The sequence below is a fragment of the Bacteroides sp. Phil13 genome, assembly GCF_001940965.1.
Classification (GTDB): Bacteria; Bacteroidota; Bacteroidia; order Bacteroidales; family Bacteroidaceae; genus Bacteroides; species Bacteroides intestinalis.
The window spans coordinates 47758-66765 of sequence record NZ_MSHA01000103.1; the positions used below are offsets into that span (position 1 = coordinate 47758).

Here is a 19008-nt window from a genome sequence, read left to right on the forward strand (position 1 = left end):
GATTGTAATTAACCGACTAACCTTTATTAAAGTATTATCTCAAATGAAAAGCGAATTATTAATATCGGCTGCCATGATTCCAATGTGGGGCATGGCAGGAGAAGCGATTGCAGCATCTCCGGAAAAAGGTGTGCCGAAAGAAAAGCAACGTCCGAACATTGTTTTGTTTCTGGTTGATGACATGGGATGGCAGGATACTTCTCTGCCCTTCTGGACTCAACGGACACACTACAACGACACCTACCATACACCGAACATGGAACGTCTGGCAACACAAGGCAAGATGTTCACACAAGCGTATGCCTGCAGTATCAGTTCCCCTACCCGTGTCAGCCTTTTCACAGGAATGAATGCAGCCCGCCATCGCGTAACCAGTTGGACATTACGTAAAAATACCACTCACGAACAACCCGACTCAGTAATGACCTATCCCGAATGGAATGTAAACGGCATTTGCCAGGAACCGGGAATTGAACGTACTACCCAAGTGACTACGTTGGCACAGGTACTTAAAGATAACGGTTACCAGACCATACATTGCGGTAAAGCCCATTTCGGAGCAAATGATACACCTGGAGCCGATCCGCTGACAATGGGATTCGAAGTGAATATAGCCGGACATGCAGCCGGATCACCTGCCAGTTATTACGGCAAAAATAATTTTGGGAATAAGCCGGATGGCAAAAGTCCGTTAGCTGCCGTTCCCGGATTGGAGCAATATCATGGCACGGATACTTTCCTCAGCGAAGCACTTACATTAGAGGCTATGAAAGCTTTGGATAAGGCACAGCAAAAGGATAAACCATTTTTCCTATACATGGCTCATTATGCCATTCATACTCCCATACAACCCGATTATCGTTTTTACCAGAAATATCTGGATAAAGGGCTTCCTCCCGTAGAAGCAGCTTATGCCACCCTCATCGAAGGCATGGACAAGAGCTTGGGAGACCTGATGGATTATCTGGAACGTAACCAGCTAACAGACAATACCGTAATCCTTTTCATGTCCGACAATGGCGGACTGGCCGCACATACCCGCGCCGGAGAACTCCATACTCAGAACTACCCACTCAACAGTGGAAAAGGTTCCGCCTATGAAGGAGGTATCCGCGAACCAATGATCGTAAGCTGGCCTGGTGTAGTGGCTCCCGATACGAAATGCGGAGATTATCTCATGATTGAAGACTTTTATCCGACCATCCTCGAAATAGCAGGTATTCAAGAATATACCACCGTACAACAACGGGACGGCATCAGCTTCATGCCATTGCTAACGGGAAAAGGGAAGGTAAAAGACCGCGATATCTATTGGCACTATCCTCATAGCTGGGGACCTTCGGGGCCGGGTATCGGAGCAACTTGCTCCATTCGTTCCGGTGACTGGAAACTCGTCTACTACTTTGTAGACGGTAAGCGTGAACTATTCAATATCCCCGCTGATATCAGCGAGAAAAACGACGTGGCAATGGAAAACCCACGCATTGTAAAGAAATTAGCACAGAAATTAAGTAACTACCTTCGGTCGGTAGATGCACAGCGTCCTACGCTCCGTGCAACCGGTAACTTAGCGCCCTGGCCGGATGAAATTAAAGATTAAAATCAATGAGAAGATTATTTCCATCTATTATTGCATTACTGATAGTTGCAGGAACACTTTCTGCACAGACTACAGACAACAAATCGACTGAAACAACCAAGAAAAACAGAGAACCTGTCGGCGTCAATCTCTCCCTGTGGAAAAATATGTCCACACAACAGACTGATACTGTAGGAAGTACTTGTTTCAACCTCGGTCTATTCTCTTCTATGAACCGTCTGAACGGCGTGGGTATCAATCTACTGGGTAGTGTGGTATACCGTGACATGAACGGTGTACAGGTTACAGGTCTTGCCAACCTGGTAGGAGGCAGCATGCGCGGTGTTCAGATAGCAGGTATCAGTAATGTGAACGGAGATAATCTCTGTGGTGTATCCTTGTCCGGTTTAGTCGGTATCACAGGAAATCATGCACAAGGTGTTATATTCTCCGGACTTACCAATATTGTAGGAGACAATGCCAGTGGTGTTCTCATTGGTGGCTTGCTGAACATTGCCGGAGAGAATTCTTCGGGAGCACATATTGCAGGATTAGCCAACATTTCAGGCGAAGATTTCATTGGTATCACCGCTTCCGGCTTGCTGAACATCGTAGGCGAAAATCTGCGAGGCGTACAAATCAGCGGTTTGGGTAACATCACAGGAGAAAACATGCAAGGTTTACAGATATCCGGTCTGGGGAATGTGGTAGGTGAACACTTCACAGGAGCACAAGTTGCCCCTTTCAATTTTGCCGGAAAAGGAAAAGGCGTACAGATTGGATTAGTCAACTATTATAAGAATAGTTTCGACGGTTTCCAGTTAGGTCTGGTCAATGCCAATCCGGATACTAAAGTGCAGTTAATGCTTTTCGGAGGCAATGCTACAAAACTGAATGTAGGTGCTCGCTTCAAGAACAATCTGTTCTATACCATCTTAGGCGGTGGTACGCACTATCTGGATTTCAGCGATAAGTTTTCAGCCTCTCTCTTCTATCGTGCAGGTCTTGAGCTTCCCCTATATAAGCAATTATTTATCAGCGGTGACCTGGGCTTCCAGCACATCGAAAACTTCAAGAACAAAGACTATGGCTTCCCTGCACGCCTTTACGCTCTCCAAGCACGTGTCAATCTGGAATATCGTCTAAATGACCGTTTGGGTGTATTCGTCACAGGTGGTTATGGTGGCAGCCGCTACTACAACAAAGGGGTCACTTACGATAAAGGAGTGATTGTGGAAGGAGGAGTGGTGTTGTTTAAATACTAAAATCACTTTTCCTTTATAAGTCCCGTCCTGTACGCCACCAGCAACTTCTTCAAGTCTTGTATCTGTGTCACCAGTATTTTTCCTTGATCCGTATCTTTCACCATCATACGTTGTGAATTGAACTCTACGACAAAGATATTAGACTTGATGTCCTGGCCTTCCTCTATCGCCTTCTGACGGCTTTGGAACGGTTCATGTTGCACTAATTGCAAGCCATGTGAATGATAGACCAACGTATATCCGGCAATACCTGTTTCCGGTTGATATGCCTTGGAGAACCCGCCATCAATCACCAACAACTTACCATCTGCTTTTATCGGTTTTTCACCCTTGATGATCTTCACAGGTACATGGCCATTAATGATGTGTGAATGAGGTCCCGTGACTTCGAACTCTGCAAGAATGCGTTCACAAATATCAGCACGATTACGTAGAGTATAGTAATATCCTTTCGTCTCTTTAGCCAATTCTTTTTCTCCAATGAAATAGCGTTCAAAAATCGCCATTTTATCTTTGTCAAACGATGGAGCATCCGGGCCACACCACATATACCACACATAATCCAGTGCAAAACTCTTCTCCTCCGTACCGTCTTCATCGAAGTAAGCCGTACGGATCAACTGGTCTGTCTTGCACAATAGTTTCCTGCCCCAATACTCCTTCTTTCCAATACGGACATGTTTGAAACTACCATCCTCATTCAGAGGCATGGAAGCATGGTACAGCAAATTACTGTTACAAACCAGATACATTCCTCCATATGTAAACAAGCAACGCATATGTTTCTTCAACTTCTCACTATTCATGAACGAAGCATGGATTTTATCTATCAGTTCCCGTTCCTCATCAGACAGACGGTATGGTTCAGCCGGATCTATGGTCGGGAAGTTTGTGTCACGCAATGGATATTCCTTTCCCTCGTATACAAAGACGCCTCTCTCAAAATCAATCTTATCCAGTAACTTCCGGTTCTGCATACCGAACTCCGGACGACGGTCTATAATCTCCGCTTCCAGCTTGAACTGTATCACCGTAATCGCCTTATGCATCTGCGTAATCAGCCGTAAAGTCTTCTCATTGTAGTTGCTGTCCACAAAGTTCATCTTCGGAGCGAAGATTGTACAGGGATCATCCGCATACGTATCCATGGCAAACGTGGCAAGTGGTAACAGGTTAATACCATATCCGTCCTCCAGTGTAACCAGGTTGGCATAACGCATCGACATACGGATCACATTGGCAATGCAGGCATCATTACCGGAAGCGGCTCCCATCCACAGAATATCATGATTTCCCCATTGAATATCAAAATTGTGATAATCACAAAGTGTATCCATAATGATGTGTGCTCCCGGGCCACGGTCGTAAATATCACCTACAATATGCAGAGAGTCAATCGTTAACCTCTGAATGAGATTACACATTGCAATGATGAAATCATCCGAACGCTTGGTGGAAATGATAGTACTGATAATTACATTGATATAGGCATGCTTGTTTGGCTCTACGCTCGATTCATGCAGCAACTCCTGAATAATGTACGAGAATTCAGCCGGAAGTGCCTTACGCACTTTAGAGCGTGTATATTTGGAAGAAACATTCTGGCATACCTTCACCAATTGATTCAGTGTAATCAGATACCAGTCATCCAGATCGGCTTCCTGCTCTTTAATCAACTGTAACTTTTCTTCGGGATAATAAATCAGAGTACATATTTCTTTCTTCTCACTCTCACGCAATGTATGCCCGAAGATTTCATTCACTTTCCGTTTCACCGCTCCCGAAGCATTCTTCAACACATGTTGAAAAGCTTCATATTCACCATGAATATCGGTCAGGAAATGCTCTGTCCCTTTCGGGAGGTTCAGAATGGCTTCCAGGTTAATAATTTCTGTACTGGCATCCGCAATCGTCGGAAAACTGCGTGACAGCAACTGCAAATAACGCAAGTCGCTCATGATGCTTTCAGGGGTAATATTACTCATGATATCTAATTACAATTTACAAATTACAAATTATATATGGGCTTGTGTCTTCATTTCAAACCTCAACTCTACGTTCCTAATCCTCAACTTTACGTTCCCAAACCTCAACTCTCAACTTAAAAAGAACATCAGCAGCACTTGGGCGATAATCACACGCAGGAACATGCACAAGGGATAAACCGTAGCATAAGAAACTGAAGGATTATCACCGGGAATGGTATCATTAACATAATTCAAAGCCATTGGATTCGCCATACTTCCGCACAGCATTCCGGCTACCGAACCGAAATCGACTTTCATCCAACGGAAAGCAATGACTCCCATTATCAACACAGGAACCACGGTTAGTGCACAGCCGATAGCTATCCACAACAACCCTTCCGGACGGAATACCGTATCAAAGAAATGAGCTCCCGCATCCAGTCCCAGACAGGCCAGGTAGAGTGACAAGCCCAAGGCACGTAGCATCAGGTTTGCGCTACGGGTTGTATAAGTCACCATATGCATGCGTGGTCCGAAAGTACCGATAAGGATACCCACGATAATCGGTCCTCCCGCCAGGCCCAGCTTTACAGGAGTACTGACACCGGGTATGGCAATAGGTATCGCTCCCAAAGCAAGGCCAAGGACAATACCCACGAATACAGCCACCAGATTAGGTTCCTTCAAGCTCTTCACTGCATTTCCCAAAACTCTTTCCACATTTTGTATAGCAGCGGCCTCCCCCACTACCGTCAACCGGTCGCCCAATTGCAAGGTAAGTTCCGCCGTAGCCAGCAGCAGCACCCCGCTACGATAGACGCGACTGATATTGATACCATAATGATTACGTAAATGGAGTGAACCGAGTTTCTTTCCATTCAGTTCCGGACGTGTCACCACGATACGCTGGGAGATCAACTGGCTATCAATGGCATTCCAGTCAATATCTTCCTTGTTCCAGTCCGTGTTTTCTTGCTCACCGAACAATACAGTCAAGGCAGGAACATTTCTTTCTGAAGTGATAACAAGCAAGCGGTCGCCTTCTTTAATCACTTTTTCAGAAGTGGGGATGCTGACATTCCCATCCCGCCACAAACGGGAGATCACAAACTTAGGATAACTCAACTGAGCTATATCCTTCACACTCATATTAAAGATTGCCGGATTGTGCACCTGGAATGCAACAATATAGGGTTTATTCACATCGTCTTTCTCCTTGACTTCCAAATCAGCCTTACGTACCAGCGCCTTACGTATCATCAGAATACCGAGAATAACTCCCACTACTCCTATCGGATATGCCACCGCACACCCCAGAGCCGGAGTATTCGCTTCGATTCCCATCTGTTTCAGCGTTTGCTGTGCAGCCCCCAGAGCCGGTGTATTCGTTGTTGCTCCGCAAAGAATACCTACCATATCCGGCAGAGAGACTCCCAACCCATAACTTCCCAGCAGTGTCATCAGCGTACCGATCAACACCACGCCTACTGCCAGCATATTCAATTGTACACCGCCTGTGCGGAACGAACTGAAGAAGCCAGGACCGACCTGCAGTCCCAGTGCATATACGAATATCACCAAGCCGAAGCTCTCCGCATAGTTCAGCATCTGCGGGTCTATAGACAATCCGAAATGCCCGGCAAGGATACCTGCAAAGAACACGAACGTCACTCCCAACGATATACCGCAGATATGTATCTTTCCCAGCCCCAAACCAATAGCAGAGATCAGCGAGAGCACCACAACCGCCTGTAGGGCGGAGTGTTCAATGAATAAACTGTATAACCAATCCAATGTTTTTACGTTTTATTGATTTCAGTCCGCAAAGATAGGAAGTATTTCCCGGAGAAAAGGAATAATTGCATAAAAAAAGCGGTCATCTATTTGATGACCGCTTTATTCCTTGTACACCCTCAGGGACTCGAACCCTGGACCCATTGATTAAGAGTCAATTGCTCTACCAGCTGAGCTAAGAGTGCATTAAATTTTCCGTAGTGGATACGAGAATCGAACTCGTATTGCATGCGTGAGAGGCATGTGTCCTAACCGTTAGACGAATCCACCGGCTGTTTGCGGAAGCGGGGGGATTCGAACCCCCGGTACAGTTACCCGTACGTCAGTTTAGCAAACTGGTGGTTTCAGCCACTCACCCACACTTCCTTAAACCTGCATTGTTTCTCAAATGCGGTGCAAATGTATGGGAAACTTTTGGACTATGCAAATCTTTCCATCATATTTTTTTCTGACTTTTTTCAGGAAAAGGTGTAATCTGTTAAAAGTCAAAAGCAAAGGTCGGAAAAAAAATAATTTATTTGACTCATATCAATTCTTCCCTCCCTCTCATTCCGTACCTTTGCACGATTTTTCATCACCGGATTTCAAACACTACGAAATGATACATCAGGAAAGCTTAAAAAAGCGACTTGCCAAACTCGCTGCCCCCATCTTTATAGAGACCCTGCTCATCATGATGCTGGGTGCTGTAGATACTATTATGTTGAGCCGCCACTCAGATAGTAGCGTTGCCGCCGTAGGAGTGGTCAACCAGATCATCATGCTTACTTTCCTTATATTCGAGGTTATCAACCTTGGCACCTCTGTTCTTTGCTCCCAATACCTCGGCGCACGCCTGCAGAAGAAAGTAGTCCAGGTAGTCGGCGTATCCATCCTTGTGAATATAGTGATCGGCGTCTCTGTCAGCTTGTTCCTTTTTTCCTGTGCCGGACCGATACTACGCCTCATGGGACTCACTCCCGAACTGATGACGGACGGTATGGACTATATGCGCATCGTGGGTGCTTTCGCTTTCTTTCAAGCTATCTCCCTAACCCTGTCCGCTTCCCTACGCAGTGCAAACAAAGCCATCTATCCAATGCTGGTAACCGTCGTTGTCAACATACTTAATATCATAGGTAACTACTCCCTTATCTTCGGTCGCTTCGGCTTCCCGGAACTTGGTGTAGAAGGTGCTGCCATTTCCACAGCTTTCAGCCGCGGAGTTTCCATGGTACTACTATTCATTATCCTGTTCCGCAAACATATCCACCGTTTCCCTGTCGCTTATTTCCGTCCATTCCCGTGGCCCGAGCTGAAGAACCTGATGAAAGTAGGCCTGCCCTCTGCCGGAGAGCAACTCTCTTACAGTTCATCGCAAGTAGTGATTACCTTTTTCATCAATATGCTGGGCGTCGAAGCACTGGCCACCCGTACCTACTGCGTCAACATTATCATGTTCGCCTACCTCTTCAGCATTGCCATGGCACAAGGAGGCGCCATCTGCATCGGTCATCTCATCGGAGAGGGAAAACCTCATGCTGCCTTCCTTATGGGAAAATACGTGATGAAGAAATCCGTAATGATCACCGTCATACTTTCCACGGTTCTGGCCGTCTTCGGAAACACCATTTTCCACTGGCTGACCTCCAACGAAGAGATCATCCGGCTGGGTACCACCATCCTCATCATTGACGTTATTCTCGAAATCGGACGACCTATCAATATTTTTGCCACGAACGCTCTGCGTGCAGCCGGCGACGTCAACTACCCGTTTTACGTCGGACTGGTAGTTCAGTGGAGCGTTGCCGTCGGGCTGGGATACATCTTCGGTATTCCTTTGGAATGGGGCATCTGTGGTATGTGGGTTGCCTTCCTGTTGGATGAAAACATCCGGGGAGCTATCTTCGTACGACGCTGGTATAGCATGAAGTGGACAACAAAGGGTTTTGTCGCTAAGCACTAATCATTTCACAAGATTTGATTTAAATCAAATCTTTCGTACCTTTGTGCCCGGAAACGGTTATAAATACCAGCGAACAATTATGGATACACTATTAAAAGAAACAGTTAATGCCACTGTGAACTCCCGTTATCCGGGTATGGCACCTGAGGGTAGAAAACTGATAGAAGATATTCTGATCCGCAAAGAGCTGGAAAAGGGTGAACTCCTATTCAAGGAAGGGCAAGTCTGCCACCACATGGTATTTGTGGGTAAAGGCATGATGCGCCAGTTCTATTACAAAAACGGTAAAGACGTCACCGAGCACTTTTCCTACGAAGGCTGTGTCATCATCTGCATAGAAAGTACATTGAAGCAAGAACCTACCCGCCTGATGGCAGAAGCTCTGGAACCTTGCACAGTATACCTCCTCCCCTACGATAAATTCATGAGATTGACAGAAATCTCCTGGGAAATCAATATGTTCTACCGTAAGATACTGGAGTACTCACTCATCGTATCTCAAGTGAAAGCTGACTCCTGGCGATTCGAAACAGCACGCGAACGCTACAACATGCTGATGCATACCCATCCGGAGGTCATCAAACGGGCACCATTGTCACATATCGCATCTTATTTGCTGATGACGCCCGAAACCCTTAGCCGGGTACGCTCGGGCATACTGTAAAAAAGACAATATGAATCTACATTTTTTTGATTTATATCAAATCATATTCCCCAAGAACTCTCTAACTTTGCGCCATCAAAAAAGAAATAGAATTAGTTTTTATAAGGAAAGAGATTAGTTTTTAGGGTATAGATTAAAAAAGAGGTAACAATGTATAGAGGTTGTTACCTCTTTTTTCGTTCACTCCACAAAATTCATTTAAAAAACGTGTAGTAATGCAAACTTATTCATATATTTGTATTAATGGAAATGAAGCCACACGTAGCACTACTAAAAATAACGCTGTTGTTCACACTTATACTGGCGGGATGCCAGGGAAGTCCTGATAAAAAGACCCGCCTGCTGCAATTGCCACAGGAATTATTTCGGGATGGAGATATCGCTTTCAGAAGAGGAACAGGGATTACAAGTAGAGTGGTGCTGGCTGCAGACCGTGAAGGAACGTATTCGCATACCGGCATCCTGAAGAAGAAAGACGGACAATGGTATGTGATACATGCTGTGCCCGGCGAACCGGATTTCAAAGACGATCCGGATCGTGTAAAAATGGAGACAGTTGAAGTGTTTTTTGAAGAAAGAAAAGCTATTAACGGGGCCATTATGCGTATTGCAGAGGATTCTGCAAGCGCATACAGAGCAGCAGTACAGGCAGAACGGTTATATCATGCCCATGTACTATTCGACCATGATTATAATCTGGCAGATACAACGCGAATGTACTGTACGGAACTGATTGATTTCGTATACAAAAAACAAGGAATAGACTTGCCTGAGGGACGTATCAGTCACGTGAATATTCCGGGATTCAAAGGAGATTATCTCCTGCCTAACGATATTGCACAGAGTAAGCGCCTCTGTTTGATATACTATTTTTAAATACACATTAATCATTTAAAAAAAAGCGTATGAAAAAGGTATTTTATTTTAGTCTGATGGTTATGGCTATGTTTATGATGGCAGCTTGCTCCTCTTCCAGTAGTCCGGGAGATGCGATGAAGAAGTATAGCAACTACCTTATCAAAGGTGACTATGAAAAGTTTGTAGATGGCATTGCTTTGGATGACAGCGAAACTGCTGATAAACTGAAAGAGCAAAAAGCAGGATTCGTTGCCTTATTGAGAGATAAAGTGGGCAAAGAGTATGAAAAAATGGGTGGACTGAAAAGTATTGAGATTCTATCGGAAGAAATATCGGAAGATGGAAACACAGCAACTGTAAAAATAAAGCAAACCTACGGAAACGGAGAAACACAAGAAGGTACGCAATCGATGGTGAAAAGAGATGGTAAATGGCTAATGTCGATAGATAAGTAAGCTTTTCATCTCAGTATAAGCAACAAGGCGGTTCAGTTAAGAAAAGTATTTCTTACCGGACCGCCCGTTTTATTTTACTTAGTAAAGTTCACCCTGCCCTACTTCCGTGAAGAGCTTGGCAAGCTTTTCGATAATAGGTTTCACATAGCGTTCACCTTTCTCAGCCGAAGCTTTCTTGGGGTTCCCTACCCCGCTATCCACTGTAGCTTTATCCCAATGGCGCGGTGCCCATCCCAGCTTTTCGTTCAATGAAGAAATAGCAAAAGGCTTAGAATCCCCATCACCTGCCTCATTCAGATTTACCAGCTCCGGATGATAGTGCATCATTACGGAAGTTTCCTGCTCACCGGCATGGTCATCTATTTCAGCTTCAAAATAATCTTTCGTGGGAACGAGGCTAAACCAGTCGGTAGCAATAATCAGGAAGTCCGGATAGCTAAAGGCAAGGTCGCGTATCATACCTTTGAAATTATTCCCGCCATGTCCACTGACAATAATCAGTTTACGCATACCCTGAGCATAAAGAGAAGCGACAATATCTTCCAAAATAGCCTGCTGGGTGGCATAACGGGTATGTATGCAGAAGGGAAGTTCACGCTGCCCGGGGTTGTGGGCACCGAATGGTACAGGAGGCATCACCATACAACGTACACCGGAACGTTTCAGTGCCAGCATAGCAGCGTCTACAGCAATGTCATGGGGCAAAATGCAATCGGTGAGATACGGAAGATGTAAGTTATGAGGCTCTGTTGCGCCCCAGGGAAGTATAACGGCATCATACTTCACATCCTTCACTTTTCCATAGCAGGAAACAGTAAGGTCAATTTCTCTTTTTTCCATGTTTTCTTATTTTTGGGGGTATTTGATACCTGCAAAAATAAAGAATATTCCGACACTGTGTACTATTGCTTACGATATTCTTTTGGAGACATTCCGGTGTGATGCTTGAAATATTTGCCAAAGAAAGACTGGTTAGCAAAATGCAGTTCATCGGAGATTTCCTGAATGCTCATTTCGGAAGATTTCAACAAAGCTTTAGCTTCCAAAATTACAAGACTGTCTATCCATTCTCCGGCAGTCTTTCCACTGACTTCTTTTACAGCTGTAGAAAGATGCTTGGCTGTCAGAAACATTTTGTCGGCATAATAGGCAACACTGCGTTCCTGTTTGTACGACTCTGTAATTGCACGGACAAAACGCTCAAAAAGATCCTCTTTCCTGCTTTTTACTTTTCTGACAGTAGGCTCATTGCCTTGATAGATGCTATATATCTCATAGAAAAGAGACAGTATCAATCCTTGAGTAATCTCTTTACGGAAAGGATTGTCTTTCAGTTTTACCTTCTTTTGAAGGAAAGAGTAATACTCCTGCACAGCCTCCATTTGTTCCGGATTGAGGCGTACACAGGGCTGCTCTTTAATCATAAAAAACAGAGGGAATAACTGCTGTACCGTGGGGAGCACATCATCTATAAACTGACCGGAGACAACTATAAAAACACCGGTGAAATCATCCGAACGCTCCACCTGCTGCAAAATCTGTTCAGGCAAAGTAACCACAAGAACACCTTCGGTAAGTTCATGTTCTTTCAGATTGATACGTATCTTGCAATACCCTTTCATGCAGAGTGTCAGACAGGACGCATTCAGGCGTGTAGGATAACCGAACAAAGGGATATCTCCTATATTGTCGAATATGGCAAAATCATTCCCAATAAAATCCATTGCCGGAAAACGGCGAATAGTTGCAATATCTACGTTCTTTATATTTTTCATCTCCCTTTCTTATTTGCGTGGCAAACTTAAGCAATATTTCGCTGAAAACCGTCCGAAATATCCTAAAAAAAGAAAAAGGGAACATTTCTACAAGAAAGGGCTTATGAAATTATGCTCTTGCAATAAATTCATAAGCCCATGCAATAATTTTGCAAACACTTGCAATATTAAATTTAGACCTCAGCCTAATTCATAAATTTAAAGCCGATAAAGAATGTCCTTGGTTGCGTTGGTCCGTAAAAATAACCGGAATCACGGAACTCACCTTTATCCAGGTCTTTCTGGAAGCTGTTGAAGATATTCTGTACACCTGCATTGAGTTGCAACTTGATGTGATCACGCAAAACAAAGGTATAATTTAACTTCAGATTGAGATCAAAGAAATCGGGAGTATTCTCCATACGGTCTTTTTCAATATTGCAAAACGCACCTTCCGGGGCATCCACCGGAGCATAGTGAGGAACGATCATCTTTCCGGTATAGATGCCTGACAAAGAGAAATCGAAGTTTTTCAATGGTGCGGAAGAGAAAGTGAAATAGCCATAATAATCCGGTGTACGCATCATGCGCTTGGTAGTTAATTCTTCACCATCCACTTTGGTCCAGACCTCGGCATCCATATAACGGCTACGTTGTGCGGTGAATCCCAACTGGAATTGTGCTTCTTTGCCATGAGCCAATTTGGCATCCAGATTGACACCATATACCCGTGCACCACTACCGTTACGACGTTCTTTGATTTTATCCCCGTTATCATCCTTACCGATATCTTCTAATACGAACACATGGCGCAGGTCAGTATAAAAACCTTCCAGCAAAATATTCGCTTGCCAATGTCCGAGATGTGTACTCCAGTCCACAGAGCCACTATAACTGTTGGAACGCTCTTCACGGAGGTTATCAGCCAACTTAATCTGAACTCCTTCACCACCTACAGCTGTCACATGCAAATCTTCATCATAAGCTTGCGGTGCACGGAAACCGGTAGAATACGTCAAACGTGCCTGGAAATCCTCAGTCGGTTTATAAAGGAAATTGATACGCGGGCTGAAAATCAACTTGTCTATCAGGTTGTGCTTATCGAGGCGGGCACCCACCAGCATAGTGAGCTGACGCATCTTCCATTCATTCTGAACAAAGGCGCTGGCTATGCGTACATCCTGCTTCATATCACGATGATAACCAGTCATGACATCATGCAGGGAGTTATTCTGATATTCAAGGCCACCGGTAAAAGTAGCAGGAGCAAAGAAGCAGTTGTTCATATTGCCTACATACATGCCACCGGCTACCCAGGTCAGATCATCCGTTTTACCATAAGCATTCATGTCCTGTTGCGCTCCATAATAACTGTTTCTATCCGTATGCTGAATAGAACCATAAAGAGAAATCTTATGCTTATATTCACGCCAGAATAAATCGTAGCTGGCACCACCACTATTAATAATGTGCTTAGTTTGCTCTGTAATATCCGACTCATGCGGTTGCAGATCAAATTTATTACCACCACGACGGAACTCATTAGTAGTATGGTATTCCAGATTGATACGGCTGAAGTGCGTAGGGCGATAGTAAGCACGGAAACCGAAAGTATTCATATTCAGTTTACCAAGTTCGGAGAAACCATCATCATCACGATCATAAGGGTTACGGTTACGATAGCTTTCATACAGCGCGATACCGTAAGAATTATCTTTTGCAACCAGGGAGACGTTACCACCCATATATTGTTCCCACGATTTTCCATCCATGCACGAAAACATGCTCGATACCTGAAAAGAATTACTGATAGGATCTTTAGTAATGATATTGATAGTACCACCTACTGCATTCGCTCCGAACAGAGCAGAACCACCACCACGCACTACCTCCACACGCTCTATCATATTCACAGGAATCTGTTCCAGTCCATATACCCCGCTAAGGGCACTGATGATAGGACGGCTATTTATTAATATCTGAGAATAAGGACCTTCCAGACCATTGATACGTACTTGTGGAAAACCGCAGTTCTGACAGTTGTTCTCCACACGCAGGCCGGACTGGTAGTTCAGCGTCTTTGCCAAATCTGTAGAATTCACCATCTCAAAGAGCTTGGCACTCATCACATTGACAACTACCGGAGCGTCCTTACGGCTCACTTCATTACGGTTGGCAGATACCACTACTTCATCCGTCATGAAACTCTCTTCCTGCATCTGGAAATGTATGACTGCAGTAAAGTCTTTACTGACAGTTACCTCTTTTTCCTGCGTCTTATAACCTACCGCTGATACGCGAAGCGTGTATTTCCCGACAGGAAGTTTACGGAATTCGAACTGACCTTCTTCATTAGAGACTGTTCCCTGACCGCTTTCTTTGATTAATATAGTTGCATAGGGTATATTTTCTTCTGTTCCTTTCACTATCACGTGACCGGAAATCATGTTGCCTTCCTTTATAGGATTTACGGCATAGAGGCTGATGCAAACCATAGTAAGCACCAACGCAAGTATATGTTTTTTCATTAATTTGCGCTCAAAAATGTATGTATTGAAAATATGAGTGACAAGCTACGAGCTACAACCTACAAGTACCTTTCGGTATATTAACCGGTAGCTTTCCAAGCTGAAAGCTTGATAAAAGATTATACCGCGAATGCCGGCGGAGCGCGAAGAGAAACGACCTGCCCCCATTCTTCCTTTACCAAGGATGTTAGTTTTTCCGCTTCCAGCATAGCCAGAAGTATCCGCATAGGGTGCAGTTCTTCATATACATCAACCTCCGGAGATTGGAAAGTTGACAAACGACCTATAACGACAAGTTCACTTTTAGAGTGCGTGTGCTTACCGTGAAATGGATGAGAGTGGGTAATCAGCACTCCATTGACGTAATGGACATGAGTAAAGGCTGTAATACTTGTCTGATATGCCACAAACAGCACCAACAAGCATACAGCCCCTATAATTCTCTTTATCTTTTTATTCACGTCCCTACAGTCTATTAAAAATTGCGACTGCAAAGATAGTGATTATTTTTCCACTTTTCCAAACAAGTATTCATAATCCCGTTTAGCAGCAGGCTCCACCCATTCTTCCGGAATAAACTTCCATTGTCCCAACGCATGTGGCTCAATCACACCCTTCTTCTCTATATATTGCATCAGGTAATAACGCAAATCTTTATCCGTAGAGTACAGGATACGATCTTTCAATTCATCCTGAGAAATACCGGAACCCTTAGTCAATAATTCTCCTCCACCATTACCGCGGTAGGAATTCAGTGCTACTTTATACATTTTATCCAAAGAGAAAGGAGTTCCGTCCGCCATACTGGTTATAGTCACCTTTTCCCCCTTGGGTTTCGTTACATCCACCGTATAAATGATACCGGCAGCCGAATCAAAATTGAAGCTGAAGTTTTTGAATGAAGCACGATCCGTTGCCCCTTCACGACGCTTCTCACGAAGCAGCAACAAATGGTCATCAGGAGATTTCATCTGGTTTGTCCACAAATCATACGACATCTCCAATGCATCTTTTATCTCCTTACCGGACAACTTCATAGTATAAAGCATATTTTCATACTTATACAGATTGAACATATCGCTTACAAACACATCACCCTTGCTGATCTCGGTATCATACGACAGAGGAGCAGCTAAAGAAATTTCTGCATTCGTGATTTCAAGTTGTAACATATGGATTAAATCAATAAAAGCAGAAGAACCGAAATAAGCAGGGCGCGTAGAAATCGTTTCAGTGAAACTTCCTATCTTCTTGGACACAAAATCCCGAACATCACTAAACTGGGGAGCAAAACGAGCCATAAAATCCTTGTTTGCAGTATAGTTCTTCATCTCAGTCAGCACTCCGCTGATATGTTTCTCGACTACTTTTCCCTTACGCAATTTCAAAGTAACATCTGCATTCGCCACAACCCCTCCCTTACTTGCCGGGTCCATAATCAACACAGAGTCTCCCTCTACATTTTTAATCTTCTTCAATTCACGGGTATGATCGTGTCCCATCAAAACAATATCAAAACCAGGAACGTTACGAGCCACTTCCAGTGAAGCATTCTCACGATATTTACCACCCATCAACAGAGCATCTTGTCCGGCATGGAAAATTCCGATTACTAAATCCGGATTCTCTTTTTCACGGATAATCTTCATCCATTTGCGGGCTGTCTCTTCCATATCATCAAAGCGCAGACCTTTCCATAAGTTTTCCGACAACCACACAGGAATAGCAGGAGTAATCATTCCCAGCACTACAATCTTAACACCATCCCGTTCCAATACTTCATAAGGCTTAAAGTGCGTTTTCCCTGTAACCGTATCAATGATATTGGCGCCTAAAATGGGAAAATTACAATCACCTGCCCAACGATCAAACACAGCACGCCCGGTTTCCACATCATGATTTCCCATGTTACCAACATTATACTTCATGTAATTCAACACTTCGGCAGCCAGATGCAGAGAAATGGTATCAATATAATTATAATAGTAAGCGCAAGGCTGACCTTGCAGAATATCTCCATTATCCAATAGCAACAGGTTATCCTTATAAGTCTCACGTTCCTTCTGAACAAACTCATACACACGCGCCAGACTTCCCGCTGCCTCATGTCGAAGTATAAAGTCATAAGGATAATAGTTACCATGTATATCGCTGGTTTCTACAATTTTCAGCTTTACTATTTTATCCTGAGCCAACACGGCTCCTGTCAGGAAGAATATCCACCCTAAAAAAAAGTAAAATCTCTTCATAGTAATTATTTATTTGGTTGTTCTATCTCAAATGGATGTGTAAATACGAATCTTGCTCCATCTGTATATCCGGAATCTACCCAGATCTCTCCTCCCCACTTCTCTACAGTCAGTTTACAGATAGATAAACCCAATCCCGTGCCTTGCACATATTCATTCAGTTTCTCAAACCGTTCAAATACCTGCTTCTGTTTTTCCAACGGAATACCTGTACCGGTATCTGATACAGAGAAAGTAGCTACTCTCTTCTCATCATCTACTTCCAGCTTCAATGTGATCTTACCATTTCTGGTAAATTTGTCGGCATTGGAGAGTAAGTTTATAATAACCTGCTGCAAACGCTGGGTATCCGTCCGCAAATCCACACTTTCACGGTCACACTCAAAGATAAACTCATTTTCCGATTTACGAGCCTGACTAACAGAAGCTAATACCTGCTGGCACAGTGGTACTACATCACACTTCTCAATTGTAAACGTAACCCTATCTGCCTCCAGACGAGAAACATCCAGGATGTCATTGATCAGGCGAAGCAACAAGTCCGAATTTGTTTTAATAATATCGACATATCCCTGCTGTTCATCCACCGAAGTACCTCCTGAAGCCAGTACATCGGAGAATCCTACAATCGCATTCAACGGCGTACGGATTTCATGGCTCATATTAGCAAGGAAAGCACTCTTTAGACGGCTTGACTCTTCCGCACGGTCTTTCGCTTCTCTCAAAGCACTCTCCGACTCCTGAAGTTCATCTTTCAGTTTCTTAGTATGATAGTAAAAGTACAGAGAAACAAACAATCCACTCAGCAATACGACCAAGACCGTACCAACAGTCCAGATATGATATTTATATTGTTCGTAAAACGATGGAGTTTCATTGACCATTTCTATAGGCTGATGAATGGAAGACAGATCCAAACGCTTATCTTTCACAATCTTGCTATCCATCTGTATCTTATTCGGAATTACCTCTACTTCCACCCGGTCGCTGTCCGGTCCCTGCAACAAACGAACCGCCTGATGCGCCATATCCTTACCCAATGCTCGGTAAGAGGGGATCACTCCACCTACCGCCCAATAGCCTATACCTACAGAAGTTATAGAAAAAGTAGGAACATCACCGGCAGCCTCCATCATCGTATAAGTCGCATTGCGCATAAAGTATCCGTCATACATATCTACGCGCCAAGTACCCAATAACAATGCTGTATTGGGAGGCAATTCATGTAATTTATCGCTTATGGTATAAATTGTATTCGTTCGTCCGTCCAGCAGAATAAGGTTCAGTTCCGAGTGTTTTTTCATCTCTTCCACTACATGTGCCTGCAAAGAAACACCACCATAACTATTATCGGAAACAAAAGCAATATTCCTGGTTTCCGGATACAGCTTCTTTATCAGATTAATATTGGCTTCTACATCATATTCATAAACGAATCCGGCTTTCACTGAAGAATTAGGGAAGTCATTAAAGAAATCCACTGCATCAGGCATCCATGTTTTCAGATCGACTGAATCATCCGGAAGAATAATAGCATTACGGCTTGCCAGTGCAGCCAGCACCGGCACATTTCCACGTATGGAATCTGCTTGTGATAAATAAGCTGTCCAAGCCTCCTGACCAATCAGCACAAGTAGTACAGGCGAACGTTTTCCCCGGTATTTAGCAAGAAGTTCCTCCATTTTACTTTTCCATAAAGGAGCTTCGGAGAAACTTTTGCAGTTCATATTTTCCAGAGATATCGGAGCCTCCCCTCCCAGCCGCTCAAATTCTTCCATAAAATCGTAAATATTTCCAGAAGTTTGTCGTGCGTCCGGATTATATGAACTGATAATCAATACCGGGTGTTCTCCAGTCACCGCAAAGGCCGATGAAAGCCCAATGTGGGATATCAGTAAGAAAAGCAGAAAGCTATATATTATTTTCCTAAATAAGCCCATTCAGTGAATA

14 protein-coding genes and 3 tRNA genes are annotated in these 19008 nt (G+C 43.9%); 6 read left to right on the top strand and 11 right to left on the bottom strand.

Annotated features, from left to right (window positions below; all coding sequences use genetic code 11):
• Window positions 1-43: 43 nt before the first annotated feature.
• Together BWI44_RS20370 and BWI44_RS20375 are read left to right on the top strand one after the other, a co-directional pair.
• Window positions 44-1600: a sulfatase gene (locus BWI44_RS20370; RefSeq protein ID WP_138292556.1), complete on the top strand. Its 1557-nt coding sequence runs from the start codon at window positions 44-46 to the stop codon at window positions 1598-1600.
• A 5-nt stretch (window positions 1601-1605) separates the two neighbouring features.
• Window positions 1606-2844 carry an LA_2272 family surface repeat-containing protein gene (locus BWI44_RS20375; RefSeq protein WP_195209181.1) on the top strand — a complete coding sequence of 413 codons (1239 nt, stop codon included), beginning with the start codon at window positions 1606-1608 and terminating at the stop codon, window positions 2842-2844.
• A 2-nt stretch (window positions 2845-2846) separates the two neighbouring features.
• On the opposite strand, the gene BWI44_RS20380 is transcribed toward BWI44_RS20375, so the two are convergent.
• The 5 genes from BWI44_RS20380 to BWI44_RS20400 form a co-directional block, all read right to left on the bottom strand.
• On the bottom strand, window positions 2847-4829 hold the full coding sequence (locus tag BWI44_RS20380; RefSeq protein ID WP_195209180.1) for a fructose-1,6-bisphosphatase: 1983 nt from the start codon (window positions 4827-4829) through the stop codon (window positions 2847-2849).
• 111 nt (window positions 4830-4940) lie between these two features.
• On the bottom strand, window positions 4941-6605 hold the full coding sequence (locus BWI44_RS20385; RefSeq protein ID WP_007663505.1) for a putative transporter: 1665 nt from the start codon (window positions 6603-6605) through the stop codon (window positions 4941-4943).
• A 112-nt stretch (window positions 6606-6717) separates the two neighbouring features.
• Window positions 6718-6790, bottom strand: a tRNA-Lys gene (locus BWI44_RS20390).
• Between the two features lie 13 nt (window positions 6791-6803).
• A tRNA-Glu gene (locus tag BWI44_RS20395) sits at window positions 6804-6875 on the bottom strand.
• Between the two features lie 9 nt (window positions 6876-6884).
• A tRNA-Ser gene (locus tag BWI44_RS20400) sits at window positions 6885-6971 on the bottom strand.
• 232 nt (window positions 6972-7203) lie between these two features.
• Between BWI44_RS20400 and BWI44_RS20405 the strand changes: the two genes are divergently transcribed.
• The 4 genes from BWI44_RS20405 to BWI44_RS20420 all read left to right on the top strand — a co-directional run bounded on the left by BWI44_RS20405 (window position 7204) and on the right by BWI44_RS20420 (window position 10527).
• Complete coding sequence (locus tag BWI44_RS20405; RefSeq protein ID WP_044155227.1) at window positions 7204-8550, top strand: MATE family efflux transporter; 1347 nt, start codon at window positions 7204-7206, stop codon at window positions 8548-8550.
• A gap of 79 nt (window positions 8551-8629) precedes the next feature.
• Window positions 8630-9214 carry a Crp/Fnr family transcriptional regulator gene (locus BWI44_RS20410; RefSeq protein ID WP_007663511.1) on the top strand — a complete coding sequence of 195 codons (585 nt, stop codon included), beginning with the start codon at window positions 8630-8632 and terminating at the stop codon, window positions 9212-9214.
• Between the two features lie 243 nt (window positions 9215-9457).
• Window positions 9458-10090 carry a YiiX/YebB-like N1pC/P60 family cysteine hydrolase gene (locus tag BWI44_RS20415; protein WP_117707659.1) on the top strand — a complete coding sequence of 211 codons (633 nt, stop codon included), beginning with the start codon at window positions 9458-9460 and terminating at the stop codon, window positions 10088-10090.
• Window positions 10091-10119: 29 nt separating this feature from the next.
• Complete coding sequence (locus BWI44_RS20420; protein WP_007663515.1) at window positions 10120-10527, top strand: DUF4878 domain-containing protein; 408 nt, start codon at window positions 10120-10122, stop codon at window positions 10525-10527.
• Window positions 10528-10605: 78 nt separating this feature from the next.
• Here BWI44_RS20420 and BWI44_RS20425 read toward each other — a convergent pair whose 3' ends face one another.
• The 6 genes from BWI44_RS20425 to BWI44_RS20450 all read right to left on the bottom strand — a co-directional run bounded on the left by BWI44_RS20425 (window position 10606) and on the right by BWI44_RS20450 (window position 18998).
• A complete protein-coding gene (locus BWI44_RS20425; protein WP_007663518.1) occupies window positions 10606-11367 on the bottom strand; it encodes a creatininase family protein in 762 nt (253 codons plus the stop codon).
• A 62-nt stretch (window positions 11368-11429) separates the two neighbouring features.
• On the bottom strand, window positions 11430-12302 hold the full coding sequence (locus BWI44_RS20430) for an AraC family transcriptional regulator (RefSeq protein ID WP_007663520.1): 873 nt from the start codon (window positions 12300-12302) through the stop codon (window positions 11430-11432).
• 185 nt (window positions 12303-12487) lie between these two features.
• Complete coding sequence (locus BWI44_RS20435) at window positions 12488-14809, bottom strand: TonB-dependent receptor (protein ID WP_118424196.1); 2322 nt, start codon at window positions 14807-14809, stop codon at window positions 12488-12490.
• Between the two features lie 119 nt (window positions 14810-14928).
• Window positions 14929-15270 (bottom strand): DUF8478 family putative metalloprotein, encoded by a 342-nt coding sequence (locus BWI44_RS20440; RefSeq protein ID WP_286816228.1) that lies wholly within the window; start codon window positions 15268-15270, stop codon window positions 14929-14931.
• Between the two features lie 42 nt (window positions 15271-15312).
• The gene (locus BWI44_RS20445) at window positions 15313-17058 is read right to left on the bottom strand and encodes a bifunctional metallophosphatase/5'-nucleotidase (protein WP_007663528.1); all 1746 of its coding nucleotides are present in this window, start codon (window positions 17056-17058) and stop codon (window positions 15313-15315) included.
• A gap of 5 nt (window positions 17059-17063) precedes the next feature.
• On the bottom strand, window positions 17064-18998 hold the full coding sequence (locus BWI44_RS20450) for a sensor histidine kinase (protein ID WP_286816229.1): 1935 nt from the start codon (window positions 18996-18998) through the stop codon (window positions 17064-17066).
• Window positions 18999-19008 lie beyond the last annotated feature (10 nt).